The sequence below is a fragment of the Shimia ponticola genome (assembly GCF_007995215.1).
In the GTDB taxonomy this organism is placed as follows: domain Bacteria; phylum Pseudomonadota; class Alphaproteobacteria; order Rhodobacterales; family Rhodobacteraceae; genus Shimia_B; species Shimia_B ponticola.
The window spans coordinates 944,913-959,923 of sequence record NZ_VCDK01000003.1 but is presented as its reverse complement, the minus strand read 5'-3'; the positions used below and the strand labels follow the sequence as shown (position 1 = coordinate 959,923).

At 59.7% G+C, this 15,011-nt stretch carries 20 protein-coding genes; 18 read left to right on the top strand and 2 right to left on the bottom strand.

Annotated elements, in window-relative coordinates:
* Positions 1–51 precede the first annotated feature (51 nt).
* The 3 genes from FE702_RS08065 (at position 52) to FE702_RS08055 (ending at position 2,939) form a co-directional block, all read left to right on the top strand.
* The gene (locus tag FE702_RS08065; protein ID WP_255449633.1) at positions 52–1,197 is read left to right on the top strand and encodes an Acg family FMN-binding oxidoreductase; all 1,146 of its coding nucleotides are present in this window, start codon (positions 52–54) and stop codon (positions 1,195–1,197) included.
* A complete protein-coding gene (locus FE702_RS08060; protein ID WP_147125731.1) occupies positions 1,190–1,636 on the top strand; it encodes a MarR family winged helix-turn-helix transcriptional regulator in 447 nt (148 codons plus the stop codon). The genes FE702_RS08065 and FE702_RS08060 overlap by 8 nt, the downstream gene beginning before the upstream one ends.
* A 73-nt stretch (positions 1,637–1,709) precedes the next feature.
* On the top strand, positions 1,710–2,939 hold the full coding sequence (locus FE702_RS08055) for an MFS transporter (RefSeq protein WP_147125730.1): 1,230 nt from the start codon (positions 1,710–1,712) through the stop codon (positions 2,937–2,939).
* Here the strand turns inward: FE702_RS08055 and FE702_RS08050 are convergent.
* Entirely contained in the window at positions 2,908–3,321 is a 414-nt protein-coding gene (locus tag FE702_RS08050; RefSeq protein ID WP_186827026.1) for a hypothetical protein, read from the bottom strand. The two genes, FE702_RS08055 and FE702_RS08050, sit on opposite strands and share 32 nt — an antisense overlap.
* A 125-nt stretch (positions 3,322–3,446) precedes the next feature.
* Between FE702_RS08050 and msrA the strand changes: the two genes are divergently transcribed.
* The 3 genes from msrA to FE702_RS08035 all read left to right on the top strand — a co-directional run bounded on the left by msrA (position 3,447) and on the right by FE702_RS08035 (position 5,526).
* Positions 3,447–4,100, top strand: a complete 654-nt coding sequence (msrA, locus tag FE702_RS08045; protein WP_147125728.1) for a peptide-methionine (S)-S-oxide reductase MsrA — start codon at positions 3,447–3,449, stop codon at positions 4,098–4,100.
* An 88-nt stretch (positions 4,101–4,188) separates the two neighbouring features.
* Positions 4,189–5,061: a 50S ribosomal protein L11 methyltransferase gene (locus FE702_RS08040; protein WP_147125727.1), complete on the top strand. Its 873-nt coding sequence runs from the start codon at positions 4,189–4,191 to the stop codon at positions 5,059–5,061.
* Positions 5,062–5,166: 105 nt separating this feature from the next.
* A complete protein-coding gene (locus FE702_RS08035; protein ID WP_147125726.1) occupies positions 5,167–5,526 on the top strand; it encodes a hypothetical protein in 360 nt (119 codons plus the stop codon).
* A gap of 128 nt (positions 5,527–5,654) precedes the next feature.
* Here FE702_RS08035 and FE702_RS08030 read toward each other — a convergent pair whose 3' ends face one another.
* On the bottom strand, positions 5,655–5,867 hold the full coding sequence (locus tag FE702_RS08030) for a DUF1127 domain-containing protein (protein ID WP_147125725.1): 213 nt from the start codon (positions 5,865–5,867) through the stop codon (positions 5,655–5,657).
* 349 nt (positions 5,868–6,216) lie between these two features.
* Between FE702_RS08030 and ruvC the strand changes: the two genes are divergently transcribed.
* The 12 genes from ruvC to FE702_RS07970 all read left to right on the top strand — a co-directional run bounded on the left by ruvC (position 6,217) and on the right by FE702_RS07970 (position 14,999).
* Positions 6,217–6,741, top strand: coding sequence for a crossover junction endodeoxyribonuclease RuvC (gene ruvC, locus FE702_RS08025; protein ID WP_147125724.1), 525 nt, complete (start codon positions 6,217–6,219; stop codon positions 6,739–6,741).
* Positions 6,738–7,391, top strand: a complete 654-nt coding sequence (gene ruvA / locus FE702_RS08020; protein WP_147125723.1) for a Holliday junction branch migration protein RuvA — start codon at positions 6,738–6,740, stop codon at positions 7,389–7,391. Before ruvC ends, ruvA begins: the two co-directional genes overlap by 4 nt.
* A 3-nt stretch (positions 7,392–7,394) precedes the next feature.
* A complete protein-coding gene (gene ruvB / locus FE702_RS08015) occupies positions 7,395–8,414 on the top strand; it encodes a Holliday junction branch migration DNA helicase RuvB (protein ID WP_147125722.1) in 1,020 nt (339 codons plus the stop codon).
* A 123-nt stretch (positions 8,415–8,537) separates the two neighbouring features.
* Positions 8,538–9,164, top strand: a complete 627-nt coding sequence (locus FE702_RS08010) for a hypothetical protein (RefSeq protein WP_147125721.1) — start codon at positions 8,538–8,540, stop codon at positions 9,162–9,164.
* The gene (locus FE702_RS08005; RefSeq protein ID WP_147125720.1) at positions 9,161–9,517 is read left to right on the top strand and encodes a nuclear transport factor 2 family protein; all 357 of its coding nucleotides are present in this window, start codon (positions 9,161–9,163) and stop codon (positions 9,515–9,517) included. The genes FE702_RS08010 and FE702_RS08005 overlap by 4 nt, the downstream gene beginning before the upstream one ends.
* The gene (locus tag FE702_RS08000) at positions 9,514–9,900 is read left to right on the top strand and encodes a YbgC/FadM family acyl-CoA thioesterase (protein ID WP_147125719.1); all 387 of its coding nucleotides are present in this window, start codon (positions 9,514–9,516) and stop codon (positions 9,898–9,900) included. Before FE702_RS08005 ends, FE702_RS08000 begins: the two co-directional genes overlap by 4 nt.
* Before the next feature lie 95 nt (positions 9,901–9,995).
* Positions 9,996–10,664, top strand: coding sequence for a protein TolQ (gene tolQ, locus FE702_RS07995; protein WP_186827025.1), 669 nt, complete (start codon positions 9,996–9,998; stop codon positions 10,662–10,664).
* A gap of 1 nt (position 10,665) precedes the next feature.
* Positions 10,666–11,160 (top strand): protein TolR, encoded by a 495-nt coding sequence (gene tolR, locus FE702_RS07990; RefSeq protein WP_147125718.1) that lies wholly within the window; start codon positions 10,666–10,668, stop codon positions 11,158–11,160.
* A gap of 6 nt (positions 11,161–11,166) precedes the next feature.
* On the top strand, positions 11,167–12,282 hold the full coding sequence (locus tag FE702_RS07985; RefSeq protein WP_147125717.1) for an energy transducer TonB: 1,116 nt from the start codon (positions 11,167–11,169) through the stop codon (positions 12,280–12,282).
* 1 nt (position 12,283) lies between these two features.
* Entirely contained in the window at positions 12,284–13,603 is a 1,320-nt protein-coding gene (gene tolB / locus FE702_RS07980; RefSeq protein ID WP_147125716.1) for a Tol-Pal system beta propeller repeat protein TolB, read from the top strand.
* 62 nt (positions 13,604–13,665) lie between these two features.
* A complete protein-coding gene (pal, locus tag FE702_RS07975) occupies positions 13,666–14,190 on the top strand; it encodes a peptidoglycan-associated lipoprotein Pal (RefSeq protein ID WP_147125715.1) in 525 nt (174 codons plus the stop codon).
* Entirely contained in the window at positions 14,187–14,999 is an 813-nt protein-coding gene (locus tag FE702_RS07970; RefSeq protein WP_147125714.1) for a tetratricopeptide repeat protein, read from the top strand. Before pal ends, FE702_RS07970 begins: the two co-directional genes overlap by 4 nt.
* Positions 15,000–15,011 lie beyond the last annotated feature (12 nt).

Sequence of the window (15,011 nt, the reverse complement as noted above, 5' to 3'; positions counted from 1 at the left end):
AGTTCGACGTAGAACTATATAGTTCGATGTAGAACATTAATGGAGAATTGCATGACCCTGTCTCGTCGCAAAACAATTGCTCTGCTGGGTGGAGGATTTATCACCGCTGCCGTTGGTGCGTCGGCATATGAAATTACGCGGATGCCGCGGACGGCCTCTGCGCCATGGGGGCAGGCGGGCGGGTATGATGATCCGCGGATGCGTGCGCTCAGCTGGGCGATCCTTGCGCCCAATCCGCACAATATGCAGCCATGGATGGTTGATCTGAGGACCGAGGGGGAGGCGGTTCTTTATGTGGATACGGACCGCTTGCTGCCGCATACCGATCCGTTCAGTCGGCAGATCACGATTGGCCTGGGCTGTTTTCTGGAGGTGCTGCGCATGGCTGCGCTGGCTGATGGTTATGAGGCGCGGGTCGATCTGTTTCCCAATGGGTCCGACGATGCAGCGCTCGATCAGCGACCGGTGGCGCGTGTGCGGTTTGCGGCGACTGATGCTGCGCCCGATCCATTGTTTGCGCATGTCCCTGCGCGGCGGTCCCTGAAGGAACCGTTCGATATGACGCGTGGGGTTGAGGCTGACAAACTGGCCGCTCTTGAGGCGGCGGTGCTGCCGGGCACGGAGATCGGAACGTCGAACGAAGAAGGCTTTGTTGAAGAGTTTCGCGCCCTCACGCGAGAGGCGCTGCGGATCGAGTTGGTAACGCCGCGCACCTTTAAGGAAAGCGTGGATGTGATGCGGATCGGTGCGCGGGCGACGGACCGCACGCCGGATGGGATCGACCTGAACGGACCGATGATCGAATTCGCGCGACTGGCGGGGCAGATGACGCCTGAGAAGCTGATGGACCCGACGACGATGTCGTTCCAGCAGGGGATGGAGGCTGTGCTGGCCAATACCGACAGCGCGATGGCTTATGTCTGGATCACCACGGCCACCAATACGCGTGAAGATCAAATTCGGACGGGCGCGAATTGGGTGCGCGTGAATCTTGCTGCGACGGAGCAAGGGTTGGGCCTACAGCCGCTGAGCCAGCCTTTGCAGGAATACCCTGAAATGGCAGACCTATATGCGCGGACGCATGAACGGCTGGCCCCGACTGGTGGAACCGTGCAAATGTTGTGCCGTCTGGGCTATGGGCCTGACGTGCCTGCCAGCCCGCGCTGGCCGATTGATGCGAAAGTGCTGAATGCCTGAACACGGACCGCCGCCGATTTTCGATCTACTGAACGAGATCGGCATCATCAGTCAGCTGAGCCGCGCGGCGATGGAGGCACGAACTCCTGAGGGTGTCGTGCTTCCGCACTTTTCAGTCCTCAATCATTTGGTGCGGTTGGGCGACGGGCGTACGCCGCTGCAGATTGCCCGGGCGTTTCAAATGCCCAAGAATTCGCTGACGCACACGCTGTCGGGGCTTGAGGCGCGGGGTTGGATCGAGATGCGTCCGAACCCTGAAGATAAACGGTCGAAATTGGTGTTTCTGACTGATGCAGGCCGCGCGTTCCGGGATGACACGATCCAAAGTCTCGCTCAGGATTTTCAGGCGATTGTGCCCGAGATTGAACCGGGCGAGGTGGAAGTGGTGCTGCCCTTTCTGAAGAAGCTGCGGGCGTTGCTCGACCAACGGCGCGATTAGCGCACAGTCTATCTGCGCGTGGAATTGTACCTGCGGGCTTTTCTGATGCCGAAAACGGGCGTAAGCCGCTGGCATGCGTACAATGCCTTTGGCCGAGGCCAAAAAACTCCCCCTCTGGAAGCAACCAATCGCGCTCTTGGCGTTGATGGCAATTGCCATGCCTCTGGCGTTTTCGACCTGGTCAGCTCTGCTGAACAATTTCGTCATCGAAGTTGCGGATTTCGATGGCTCTGACATTGGCTGGTTGCACACCGTGCGCGAGATTCCCGGTTTCTTTGCCGTCGGTGTGATCGCGATCATCATTTTCATGCGTGAACAGGTGCTGGGCCTGGTGTCGCTCGTGATGTTGGCTGTGGCTACGATGATCACCGCACAATTCCCGTCGATGGGCGGGATTTTGACCGTCACGATGCTGAGTTCGATTGGCTTTCACTACTACGAAACCGTGAACCAGAGCCTCCAGTTGCAGTGGCTGACCAAAGAAGAAGCGCCGCGGATTCTGGGGTGGCTGTTGGCCATTGGGTCGGGGGCGACGTTGGTGGCCTACACGTCGATTGTTCTGACCTGGGAGGCGCTGGGCCTGTCCTATAACACTGTCTACATGATTGCTGGCGGTGCGAGTCTGGCCATCGTTGCCTATTGTATCTTGGCGTTTCCACAGTTCGAAGCTCCTCACCCGCAGGTGAAGAAGATGATCCTGCGACGCCGGTATTGGCTGTATTACGCGCTCCAATTCATGTCCGGCGCGCGGCGGCAGATCTTTGTTGTTTTTGCCGGGTTCATGATGGTCGAACGGTTTGGGTTCGACGTTCATGAGATCACGGCACTTTATCTGATCAACCTCGTGGCCAACATGGTTCTGGCACCGCTCTTTGGACGGGCGGTGGGCCATTTCGGCGAACGAAACGCGCTGGCGTTTGAATATGTCGGTCTGGTTTTGGTCTTTCTCGCCTATGGCGGCATCTACTGGTTCGGCTGGGGCGTGCTTCTTGCGGCGGCACTGTATGTTCTGGATCACCTGTTCTTTGCGCTGGCCTTGGCGCTCAAGACCTATTTCCAGAAGATCGCTGATCCCGGTGACATCGCGCCAACGGCGGCGGTGGCCTTTACCATCAACCACATTGCAGCGGTCTTTTTGCCTGCGGCCTTGGGGTATCTTTGGATCGTGTCACCGGGGGCTGTGTTCTTCCTCGCGGCGGCGATGGCGTTCACGTCTTTGGTGCTGGCTCTGCTGATCCCGCGTCACCCGGAACCGGGCAACGAAACGATCTTTAAGTCGATTGCTCCAACCCCGGCCGAGTAGGGTCAAAGCATAGCGGATTGATCGTGAACGCGATGATGATGTCGTCGCGAAATGTGAAGGTCATCGGGCTGGTGCACCCGCTAGCGGTACTCGCAGAGCCGTTGATCGTGGTGCCATTCGTTCCAACGTTGAAACCGTTAAAATTGACATCATCGTAAACGGCGACTTGCCCCAATTCTCTGGACAGTGTCTCAATCGGGAACTGTTTGGCGAGTTCTGGGTGCATCATGTCCCGCATCGACGGGAAATCACGGTCAGACACATGTGAAATAAAGGTGCGCGCGAGGTCGCGTTCTGTGCCGCTGCTGGAAAGACCGAAAATGAGGCCCCCGCCCACCAGTACGATCAAAACCAAAAAGATAATTCCCAAAGCCCGCAACACAGCCGATTTCCTTTCACTGAATGCCACTAACGTGACCGGAAGATCGAGGCGCGGCAACAGTGTGAGATGGAAAAAAATTACCTGCGCGCCTACATCTGCAGCAAGCCGATGAAGAGGAGCTTTGAATGTTTTCGCTGCTTTCGACGAAGAAAATGGAAATGGTCGCGCAGGATGCTGCCCTGCCGGGACGTCCGATGGCGATCCCGACTGCCGAGATGCATTTTGTAAATGGCCGCCCGCTTAAAGGCGACGTGCCAGACGGCATGGAAGAGGCCATGTTTGGCATGGGCTGTTTCTGGGGCGTCGAACGGATGTTTTGGGGGCTGAACGGCGTTTACGTCACGATGGTCGGCTATGCGGGGGGCTATACGCCGAACGCCACCTATGAAGAGGTCTGCACCGGTCAGACGGGCCATAATGAGGTCGTGCGCGTCATCTATGATCCATCCGTGATCAGCTATGATCAGCTTTTGCAAGTTTTCTGGGAGGGCCATGACCCAACCCAAGGCATGCGTCAGGGCAATGATCGTGGCACGCAGTACCGGTCCGGCATCTACACATATACCGACGCTCAGAAAGCGGCTGCTGAGGCGTCGAAAGAGATGTTTGCCCCGCGCCTCAGCAAGGCGGGCTATGGGCAAATCACGACCGAGATCGTGGATGCGCCCGAGTTCTTCTATGCCGAAGACTACCACCAGCAATACCTCGCAAAGAACCCCAACGGGTATTGCGGGATTGGCGGCACAGGGGTGACCTGTCCGATTGGCACCGGCGCCTGATACTTGCGGGTGAGCGCGTAATCGCTATAGCGGCGGGACCTGAGGGTTCCGCCGTTTTTGTTGGGGCCCCGATATTCGGAGCCTGCCCATGCCGACCTTCACCGCCTTCACCACCCTGTCCGACAAATCCCGCGCCGAAGCCTTGGGCGAAGCGCTGGAGGGCGTAACGCCGGAACCTACGGGCGTTGGCGTCTTTGAGATCGAAGACGGGTCAGGCACATGGGAAGTCGGAGCCTATTTCATCGAAGCGCCGGACGAGATTGCCTTGGCGCTGCTGGCGGCGGTGCATCAGGCGGCTGAGTTCGTGGTTTCGGAACTGCCAGAGGTGGATTGGGTCGCCAAGGTCCGGCGCGAGTTGTCTCCTGTGCGGGCCGGTCGATTTTATGTCTATGGCTCGCATGATGCTGACACGGTGCCGGATGATGTAGAACCGCTGCTGATCGAGGCCGCGATGGCCTTTGGCACCGGGCACCATGGCACGACCAAGGGTTGTCTGGAGGCGTTTGACGCCTTGCTGGAGGAAGGCACAGCCTTTCAAAATGTCGCGGACATCGGCTGTGGTACAGCGGTGCTGGCGATGGCGGCGGCGCGTGTGTTTCCCGAAACGGTGCTAGCGAGCGACATTGATCAGGTGGCCGTCGAAGTGGCCGAGGCCAATGTTGCTGCGAACGGGTTGGTTGGACGGGTGCACTGTGTCGAGGCCGCAGGCTTCGATCATCCCGACCTGTCAGGGCGCGCGCCGTTTGATCTGATCTTTGCCAATATTCTCAAAGGGCCGCTCATCGACCTTGCTCCGCATATGGCTGCAAATTCGGCTGAGGGTGGATACCTGATTCTGTCGGGTCTGCTGGTGGATCAGGCCGACGAAGTTATCGAGGCTTATGCACAATCAGGATACAATCTGGTGCGTCGCGCCGAGATTGTTGAGTGGGCGACGCTAACGCTGATCAAGGCGACCTAGAAACCGCCTTGTTTTCGTCGATTTTGCCGAAACTGCCCCATTTCTGACACATTCGAACCGGATAAAGAACACATGTGGGCGGGGGCCTGCAAAAGGGTTCATGACATGGCTGCTCATGTCGATACGAGTTTCGCGCGTCGGATAGGACGCCTTCAGCGCACACACCGCCGGATGGCACGTGGCGCATCGACTTACATGCGTAAAGACGGTCTTTTGGTAATGCGGCCTCGCCGTTCTTATCGGCTTGTCCGAATGCTTAAGACCGCGGCGATGGTGATCGCTGGCGGCATCGCCTTCAAGGCGTTCCTTGTCGCGTCCTTGGGTCCATCGACCTACCAGACTCGGCTGGCGCTTTTGGAAAACGGGACCGTGGCCGAAAGCTACGCAGCCCGCATCATGGCCATCGATCCGGCCACTCAGTGGTTGGCCGATCAAGCCAATTCGCTGCGCGACAAACGCCTCTAACCGTCGCGCAGTCCTAGCCTCTCGTTTTGCTCTGAAACGACAAAGGCCGCGTCCCTTGGGACGCGGCCTTTCTGCTTGCGTTCCAGCACAGCGGAGGGAGGAGCCGCTGCGCCGAAATGCGTATTCAATTAACGCGCGTGGCGCACGGCGATCTCTTCGATGTCACCGGGCACGAGGCCGATGTCGTTCAGTTCGCGCGCGGTCAGTTTTTCCAGCTCGTTGCGGGTCACGCGTGCGTCGTTCCACGCGGCGATGGCGCCGAAAGCACGCGAGAAGAAATGAGCAACACCAGCACCAGAGGTGACGGTGGCGAACGGGCGGGTGGTGTCAAAAGCGGCCATTTGGGTCGTCCTTCTTGGCTGGTTTCAGTTTGCGGCGTGACGCCGTTTCATGAGGCGCAGGTAGGCCCCTGAATTTCGCTTTTCTAGAGGTATTTTTTGCATGGGTCCTATGCCCTGTGTGCATAGCTGTGATCTGCGCTTAATTAACTGTAATAATTGAAAAATATCGACATCACCGGCGTCGTAATTTGGCCTTGGAATGGCGTATTTTGATCGCGGGTCTTGAACGCGACAACACGCGTGTCGGTTTTGAACTCTGCCACGCTGCGGCAAGGGGGATTGGCGGATGTTCGCGTTTCGTGCTAACCGTGGGAAAACGACAACACAAATACAGGCGCAGGGAACAGGTATGCGGGTTTTAGGCATCGATCCGGGCCTTCGCAGCATGGGCTGGGGGGTGATCGACATCAACGGTTCCCGACTCAGTCACGTGGCAAATGGACAATGCACCAGCGCGACAGGACCGCTTGGACCGCGGCTGTTTTTACTGTTTGAGCAATTGCGCGAAATCGTTTCAACCTATCAGCCTGACGGCGCGGCTGTTGAGCAGACGTTTGTGAACAAAGACGGGGCTGGAACGCTGAAGCTTGGGCAGGCGCGCGGCGTCGCGATGTTGGCTTTGGCAGAGGTTGGTTTGAACATTGGCGAATATGCCCCCAACGCAGTGAAAAAGTCGGTGGTCGGGGTGGGCCATGCTGACAAGGCACAGGTTGCGCATATGGTGGGCATTCAATTGCCGGGCGCCAAGCTGGCCGGACCAGACGCCATCGACGCGCTGGCCATTGCGATCTGCCACGCACATCACATGCAATCGGCAGTTCCGCTGGCCAAGGCAATGGCACGGTTGGACCGTCGCGCGGGGGCTGCAGGATGATTGGCAAGATCGCAGGCCGCATTGATTACCGCGCCACGGACCACGTTCTGATCGACGTGCGAGGCGTTGGATACCTTGTCTACTGCTCAGAGCGGACAATGGCGGCTTTGCCGGGAAACGGAGAGGCCGTGGCACTGTACACCGAATTGCTGGTGCGAGAAGACAATCTGCAACTCTTCGGGTTTCTGAGCCTCGTGGAAAAGGAATGGCACCGCTTATTGATTTCGGTGCAGGGCGTCGGGGCCAAGGCGTCCTTGGCCATTCTGGGCGCATTGGGACCGGACGGTGTGAGCCGCGCGATTGCGTTGGGGGATCACGGTGCAGTCGCGACGGCCAAGGGCGTTGGGCCAAAGATTGCGCAGCGCGTGATTGCGGAACTGAAGGACAAAGCCCCAGCGGTGATGGCCATGGGCAATGTCGGTGGGCCTGTACCGGATGGCGCAGCCGAAGACGTGATTGAACCAGCGGTTCCAGCCGCGCCGGCAACGGCCGCTGGATCAGGACAAGCAGCCGCCTTGTCCGCGCTTCAAAACCTTGGATATGGCCCGTCCGAAGCGGCCTCTGCCGTGGCAGAAGCGGCTGGCGCTGGCGCAGATGGCGAGGCCGATCTGATCCGGGCGGCGCTGAAACTTCTGGCTCCGAAAGGGTAGGGTATGAACGAACCAGACCCGACATTGAGGCCGGATCGTCAGCCGGAAGATTCCGATCGCGCGCTGCGGCCGCAGAGCCTTGATGAGTTTATCGGGCAGGCGGAGGCGCGGGCGAACCTGCGCATTTTCGTGGAAAGCGCGCGGCGGCGCGGTGAAGCGATGGATCACGTGCTGTTTCACGGTCCTCCCGGGCTGGGCAAGACGACGCTTGCGCAGATCATGGCACGCGAATTGGGCGTTGGGTTTCGGATGACCTCTGGGCCGGTGCTGGCCAAGGCTGGCGATCTGGCGGCGATCCTGACCAATCTTGAGGCGCGGGATGTCCTTTTCATCGACGAGATTCATCGGCTGAACCCGGCGGTGGAAGAAGTCCTTTATCCGGCGATGGAGGACTTTGAACTGGACCTGGTGATCGGTGAAGGGCCAGCGGCGCGGACAGTGCGGATTGAGTTGCAGCCCTTTACGCTTGTTGGCGCGACGACGCGGCTGGGTCTGCTGACAACGCCTTTACGCGACAGGTTCGGCATTCCGACACGGTTACAATTCTACACAGTCGATGAGTTGCATGAGATTGTGACACGTGGTGCGCGTTTGCTGGGTGCGCCTGCGGAGCCCGATGGCGCGATGGAAATTGCAAAGCGCGCGCGGGGGACACCGCGCATTGCAGGCCGGCTGCTGCGCCGCGTGGTGGATTTTGCTGTGGTCGAAGGCGATGGGCGTGTCACGCAGGCGCTGGCCGATAACGCTCTCACCCGGCTTGGCGTTGATCATCTGGGGCTGGATGGCGCGGACCGGCGGTATTTGCGGTTATTGGCTGAGAATTACGCGGGCGGCCCGGTGGGGGTCGAGACGATTTCGGCAGCGTTGAGTGAAAGCCGCGATGCGATTGAAGAGGTAATTGAACCTTATCTGCTACAGCAAGGTTTGATCCAGCGCACGCCGCGCGGGCGGATGTTGGCGCAGAAGGCTTGGGATCATCTGGGAATGCCTGCGCCCAAGGGGCAGACCGATCTCTTTGGCTGATTTCGGTTTTCATGCCAAAAACCGAAGGCCTCCGGCGGGAGTTTTTTTGAAACATAGAAGGGTTGGGGCTGGTGCTTTGTGTCCGCGCCGTTAGGTGTTGCAGCCGTTTAAGCAGGAGTGAGCATGGACCAGGCGACTGTTGAGAAACTCTTTACCCGATCCAACGGTGACTATGTGTTTGCCCGGTGGCAGCGGCCCATCGTGCCGGTGGTCTTTGGCGTCGAACAGCAGACGCTGGATGTTGTGAAAGCGGCGTTTGAGGCAGTTGTTGTGCTGGCGGGCCACAAGATGGCTGAGACCGACCCCGAACTCGGCGCGAACCTCATGGTGTTTTTCATCCGTGATTGGGATGAGCTGGGGCAGGTGCCGCGGCTGGGCGATATGATCCCGGACCTACAGCCTTTGCTTGGACGGCTGAAAGCGGCGGATGCCAATCAATACCGGGTGTTCCGATTTGAAGAGTCAGGCGCGATCAAAGCGGCGTTTGTGTTTGTGCGCATGGACGAGAACCTGGCTTCTGTTTCGGCGGATACGCTGGCGCTGAGCCAAGCCGTTCAAACGGTTTTGCTGTGGTCGGATCAAGCCTTCACCGATGCTTCGCCGCTGGCGGTGATGGATGGGACGACGATCCTGCGGCCTGACGTGGCCGACGTCGTGCGCGCAGCCTATGACCCGGTGATGCCAGTTGCGGCGCAGGATGCGAGCCATGCTTTGCGGCTATCGGCGCGGTTGGGGCGCGGCGTGCAGTGATCCCAAATAGCTTCGCGTCAGAGTGGGAAACCGCGTGGAACAGCCACGATCTGGATCGCATCTTGTTTCATTACAGTGATGATGTCGTGTTTCGCTCTAAAAAGGCTGTGAAAACCGTTGGGACAGGAATTGTTCGGGGAAAGCCCGCCTTGCGAGCGTATTGGCGAAAGGCGCTGGATCGACAGCCGGATTTACGTTTTGCAGTGACAGGCGTGTTTCATGGCCATGACATGCTGGTCATGACCTATACCAATCAGGCTGGACGCAGCGCGGCTGAGACGCTTTTGTTTGACGCGCAGGGTTTGGTCATAGAGGCCTCGGCCTGCCACGCAGATGATGGACCCTTCACATGACCCACAAATTCCCAGTGACTGTCTATTATGAAGACACCGACATGGGCGGGATCGTCTATTACGCGAACTACCTGAAGTTCATCGAACGCGCGCGGTCGTCCTGGGTTGCGGATATGGGCGTGGATCAGCTCGCGATGAAAGAGGACGGCGTTGTGTTTGCCGTCCGCCGTGTGGAAGCCGATTACCTGATGCCTGCGGTGCTGGGCGATGAGCTTGAGGTGCGCACCACGGTCGAAGGGGCCACTGCCGCGCGGTGGGTCGTCCGCCAAGAGGTCTGGCGCGGGGCAGACCAGCTGTTTGATGCGCTGGTGACCATCGTGGCGATTGGTCCGGGCGGGGCTCCGACGCGCATTCCGGCAGAACTCCGCCGACGGACGCACTAGGCTTCACGTCGCTTTCATTGGCTTTCTTGGCATTTCTTCGCTATTCTGCTGGTTAACGAGGGCAAAACGCCCCGCATTTGCAGACTGAGGCAGTCATGGAAGCAGACTTTTCGATGTGGGCGCTGTTCGCGCGCGCCACGATTACCGTGAAACTTGTGATGATTATGCTGATCGTGGCCTCTGGCTGGGCGTGGGCAATTATCATCAACAAGATCATTCAATACAGACGCGCGCGAAGTCAGGCGGCCAAGTTTGACCGGGCGTTTTGGTCGGGCGAACCGCTCGATGAGTTGTTTGAAGAGATCAAGGATGCGCCGCAGGGGGCGTCCGAAATCATCTTCGCTTCTGGCATGATGGAGTGGCGGCGGTCGCACAAGCAGGATGGCGGGTTGATCGCAGGGGCGCAGGCGCGGATTGACCGGTCGATGGACGTGGCCATCGCGAAGCAGGCAGAAGTACTGCAAAAAGGATTGCCGGTGCTGGCGACGGTTGGCTCGACCGCGCCATTTGTGGGGCTGTTCGGAACGGTCTGGGGCATCATGAATGCCTTTATCGAGATCGCGGAACAGCAGAACACGAACCTTGCCGTGGTGGCACCGGGGATTGCCGAGGCGCTCTTGGCCACCGGCCTTGGCCTCTTGGCTGCGATCCCGGCAGTGATTTTCTACAACAAGCTAAGCGCCGACAGTGATCGGATCATCGCAGGGTACGAGGCCTTTGCGGATGAATTCGGCACCATTATGAGCCGCCAGTTGGATAGCTGACATGGTGGCGACAGTTGTTCAGAAAGAGGGTGGCGGTGGTGCCAGTGGCCATGGGGGCCGCAGACGCCGTCGGTCGCGCACCCGGCCCATGGCCGAGATCAACGTCACACCCTTCGTGGACGTGATGCTTGTGTTGCTGATTATTTTCATGGTGGCTGCGCCGCTTTTGACGGTGGGCGTGCCGGTCGAACTGCCCAAGACATCTGCGGGGGCGCTACCGACAGAGGCGGAAGAGCCGCTGACCGTTAGCCTGACAGAAGACGGGCGGATCGTGATCCAGACGACCGAAGTTCCAGAATCCGAATTCCTGACCCGGTTGCGCGGTATCGCCGAAGAGCGTGCCGACAACAAAGTGTTCCTGCGGGCCGATGGGGCGATCCCCTATGAGCGTGTGGTGCAGGTCATGGGCGCGCTGAACAATGCGGGTTTTGCCGACATTGGGCTCGTGACGGATTTGGGTGGGCCGACCCTCGATGGTCCGGCTTCGGACGGCTAAAGCGCGGTGTCGATTGGCGGCTACATATCAACGGCGGGCCATGTCGGCCTGATCGGCTGGCTGCTGTTTGGCAACGGCTTTCAAACCGAGCCGTTGGATGAATTCGACGTGACCGAGGTGTCGGTGATCTCCGAGGCCGAATTCGCAGCCCTCTTTGATACGCCTGCGCCTGTTGTCGCGCCCGAGACGCCTGCTGCCCTGCCGATCCCTGAGCCGGTTGATCCGCCAGAGCCACCAAGCAACGCGCAACCTGTGGCTTTGCCGCCGGAGCCGTCCGAGACGCCTGCGCCGGAGCCCGATCCCGCGCCGGATGTGTCGGCTGTTGCGCCATTGCCTGAAACAGATGTCACCGATGCGCCGCCGGTTGTGCCTGTGCCGCCGGTAGTTGAGGATGTCGCGCCTGACCCTGACGTTGATGATCCGACACCTGCGCCTGCGCCGCGCATTGCGCCAACACCTGTGGCCCCGCCCGAACCCGATGCCGTGATTGCCGAGGAATCGCGAGAGGCTGCAGAGCCGGATCAGAGCGCGGAGGCGGTTGTGGAAGAGCAAGAGGCGACCTCTGAGGAAGCCGCGACCACGGAAACAGTCACCGAAGCTGATCAGCCATCGGCCGCACCGACCCAATCACTGCGTCCCCGGATCCGGCCAACGCGGGCCGCCGAAGCCCCTGCGCCTGCGCCGACGGAAGAGGCCGCGGAGGCCGCACCCGAAGATGAACCAGCATCGAATGCGATCGAGGATGCGCTTGCTGCGGCGCTTGCCAATTCAGAGCCCGAACCCTCCGCACCGACCGGGCCGCCACTGACAGGTGGTGAACGCGATGCGCTGCGGATTGCGGTCTCACGCTGCTGGAATGTGGGGTCATTGTCGACTGATGCGCTGGGCACGACGGTGGTTGTCGCCGTTGACATGACTGACGACGGACGACCTGTGACCGGTTCTATCGCGTTGGTAGGCAGTTCGGGGGGATCGGCGTCGGCAGCGCAGCAGGCATTCGAGGCGGCGCGCCGCGCAATTATCAGATGTGGGGCGTCGGGGTTTGACTTGCCGCCTGAGAAGTATGACCAGTGGAAAGAGATCGAGATGACCTTTAACCCCGAGCAGATGAGGACACGGTAATATGCGGGTACTCGCGATCCTACTGTCGGCATTGTTGTGGTTGCCTATGACGGCGGCGATGGCTCAGAACGGCCCCCTTCGGATCGAAATCACCGAAGGAGTTGTCGAACCTCTGACCTTTGCGATCCCGACCTTCGAGGCCGAGGATCAAGGTGCCGCGCAATTGGCGGGGCAATTGAGCCGGGTCGTCGCGGCTGACTTGTCTGGGACGGGCCTTTTCAGGGAAATCCCATCGACCTCGTTTATCGCGCAGCGGGCGAGCTTTGCCGCACCGGTGCGCTTTCCGGATTGGCGCGCGATCAATGCGCAGGCGATGATCACGGGCGCGGTGTCAACGGCGGGCGGGCGTTTGACCGTCAAGTTCCGCATCTATGACATCTTCAGCGGCTCGGAACTGGGGCAAGGTCAACAGCTTGTCGGGACCGAGGCCGGGTGGCGGCGGATGGCGCACAAGATTGCGGACCAAGTCTATAGCAGGATCACAGGAGAGGCCCCTTATTTCGACAGCCGGGTCGTCTTTGTCAGTGAAACCGGGCCAAAGAGCGACCGCAAGCGGCGGATCGCAATCATGGATTACGACGGCGCGAACACCCAGTTCCTGACCGATAGCAACGCGATCGTTCTCGCCCCTCGGTTTTCGCCAACGGGCGATCGTATTCTCTATACAAGCTATGAGACCGGCTTCCCGCAGATCTACGTGCTGGATGTGGCATCGGTGCGGCGTCGGTCGCTTGAAACAGGCGATGGGTCCATGAGCTTTGCACCGCGTTTCGCCCCTGATGGGCAAACGGCAGTCTATTCGCTGGAACGTGGCGGGAACTCTGATCTGTACACGGTAAACCTGAACACGGGCGCGCGGACGCGGCTGACGAATGCACCGTCGATTGAGACCGCGCCAAGCTATAGCCCCGATGGTCGCCAGATCGTGTTCGAGAGCGACAGAAGCGGCACCCAGCAGCTATATGTGATGCCCGCAGGTGGAGGTGAGGCGCGAAGGATATCGTTTGGCGATGGGCGGTATTCAACGCCGGTCTGGTCGCCGCGCGGGGATCTGATTGCCTTTACCAAGCAGACCAAGGGACGCTTCGCGATTGGTGTGATGCGCGTTGACGGATCAGAAGAACGCTTGCTCAGCGCCTCGCCCCTTGATGAGGGGCCGACATGGAGCCCGAATGGCCGCGTTATCATGTTCACCCGCGAAACGCTGGGCGAGAACGGCGCGCCAGCCATCTACTCGGTCGATATCACCGGGCGCAATTTGCAGCGCGTGGATTTGCCCACGGCGGCCTCGGACCCCGCATGGGGGCCTTTGCAGCCATAGCGGCAGGTGGAAAGCGTAAGAGTATTATGATACCTCAACGACATAACAGAAAGAGCAGTCCGATGACCAAGACCTTCCGTATTGCGGCGATTGGCGCCGTACTGTTTGCGGCGGCATGTTCCGACCCGACGCGTTTTGATGACACGAACACAGTGGACCTTAACAACCAGCCAACGCCATCTGATGTAGCGCCGCTCGACCCTGCATCCGATCCGGCCTCGCCAGCCTATTTTCAGGCACAGGTGGGCGATCGTGTGCTGTTCCTCGTCGATGAATTCACCCTGACATCAGAAGCCAAAGCGGTGCTCGATGGTCAGGCCGAGTGGTTGATCCTGAACAGTGACTATCAGGCCTTGGTCGAAGGCCATGCCGATGAACAGGGCACGACCGAATACAACCTTGCGCTCAGCGCGCGCCGTGCAAATGCAGTGAAAGAGTATCTCGCGTCGAAGGGCGTGTCCCAAAGCCGAATGCGCACGGTGCCTTATGGCAAGGAACGTCCAGCCGAGCTTTGCGCCAACGAATCGTGTTATGCGCAAAACCGTCGTGCTGTTACGGTAATCGCTGCGGGAGCTTTAACTTCATGAGATTGATCTGGGCTGTTGTGATTGCGCTTTGGGCCGGTGGCGCCACAGCGCAAACAGACGCCGCGCGGGAACAGAGCCTTGCCGACATTCGGCAGGAACTGTCGGTGTTATTTGTCGAAATCCAGCGTTTGAAACAGGAACTGTCGACGACTGGCGCACCTCAGGGTGTCTCTGGCGCAACTTTGCTGGACCGGGTGGACGGAATCGAAACCCAGCTCCAGCGATTGACGGCCCGGACCGAACAGCTTGAGTTCCGCATTAACCAGATCGTGCAGGATGGAACCAACCGGATCGGCGATCTGGAATTCCGTCTTGTCGAACTTGAGGGCGGCGACATTTCCCAGCTAGGCGAAACATCGACCTTGGGCGGCGAGGCGGCAGCGCCTGCGCCAACACCCGTTCCAGTCCCCGACAACACCGGGCTGACGGTGAATGAAACCGACGATTTCAACCGGGCCAAGGCGGCTTTGGACGCAGGCGAATTCGCGCAGGCGGCAGATCAGTTCGAAGCCTTTGTCGAAGCCTACCCCGGTGGGCCGATGACGCTGACGGCAATGTTGCACAAGGGTGAGGCGCATGAAGGTCTGGGCGAGATGCGCGCGGCCGCACGTGCCTATCTCGACGCGTTTTCGGCAGATCCGGTCGGGCCTGAGGCGCCACAGGCGCTCTTGAAGGTCGGGACAAGCCTTGGGGCCATTGGGGCCACGCAAGAGGCGTGCATCACATTGGCCGAAGTTGGCATTCGCTTCCCCGGCGGCCCTGCCGAGACTCAGGCCAATTCGGCGCGCACCACGCTGGGTTGCGAGTGACGCACAGGGCCC

Bases quoted from the DNA above. Each gene is read 5' to 3' on its own strand.
- tolB (WP_147125716.1), top strand. From the start codon at position 12,284: ATGCGGGTACTCGCGATCCTACTGTCGGCATTGTTGTGGTTGCCTATG.
- msrA (WP_147125728.1), top strand. From the start codon at position 3,447: ATGTTTTCGCTGCTTTCGACGAAGAAAATGGAAATGGTCGCGCAGGAT.
- tolQ (WP_186827025.1), top strand. From the start codon at position 9,996: ATGGAAGCAGACTTTTCGATGTGGGCGCTGTTCGCGCGCGCCACGATT.
- FE702_RS07970 (WP_147125714.1), top strand. From the start codon at position 14,187: ATGAGATTGATCTGGGCTGTTGTGATTGCGCTTTGGGCCGGTGGCGCC.
- FE702_RS08010 (WP_147125721.1), top strand. From the start codon at position 8,538: ATGGACCAGGCGACTGTTGAGAAACTCTTTACCCGATCCAACGGTGAC.
- FE702_RS08035 (WP_147125726.1), top strand. From the start codon at position 5,167: ATGGCTGCTCATGTCGATACGAGTTTCGCGCGTCGGATAGGACGCCTT.
- tolR (WP_147125718.1), top strand. From the start codon at position 10,666: ATGGTGGCGACAGTTGTTCAGAAAGAGGGTGGCGGTGGTGCCAGTGGC.
- FE702_RS08055 (WP_147125730.1), top strand. From the start codon at position 1,710: ATGCGTACAATGCCTTTGGCCGAGGCCAAAAAACTCCCCCTCTGGAAG.
- FE702_RS08040 (WP_147125727.1), top strand. From the start codon at position 4,189: ATGCCGACCTTCACCGCCTTCACCACCCTGTCCGACAAATCCCGCGCC.
- pal (WP_147125715.1), top strand. From the start codon at position 13,666: ATGACCAAGACCTTCCGTATTGCGGCGATTGGCGCCGTACTGTTTGCG.
- ruvB (WP_147125722.1), top strand. From the start codon at position 7,395: ATGAACGAACCAGACCCGACATTGAGGCCGGATCGTCAGCCGGAAGAT.
- ruvC (WP_147125724.1), top strand. From the start codon at position 6,217: ATGCGGGTTTTAGGCATCGATCCGGGCCTTCGCAGCATGGGCTGGGGG.
- FE702_RS08030 (WP_147125725.1), bottom strand. From the start codon at position 5,867: ATGGCCGCTTTTGACACCACCCGCCCGTTCGCCACCGTCACCTCTGGT.
- FE702_RS08060 (WP_147125731.1), top strand. From the start codon at position 1,190: ATGCCTGAACACGGACCGCCGCCGATTTTCGATCTACTGAACGAGATC.
- FE702_RS08065 (WP_255449633.1), top strand. From the start codon at position 52: ATGACCCTGTCTCGTCGCAAAACAATTGCTCTGCTGGGTGGAGGATTT.
- ruvA (WP_147125723.1), top strand. From the start codon at position 6,738: ATGATTGGCAAGATCGCAGGCCGCATTGATTACCGCGCCACGGACCAC.
- FE702_RS08000 (WP_147125719.1), top strand. From the start codon at position 9,514: ATGACCCACAAATTCCCAGTGACTGTCTATTATGAAGACACCGACATG.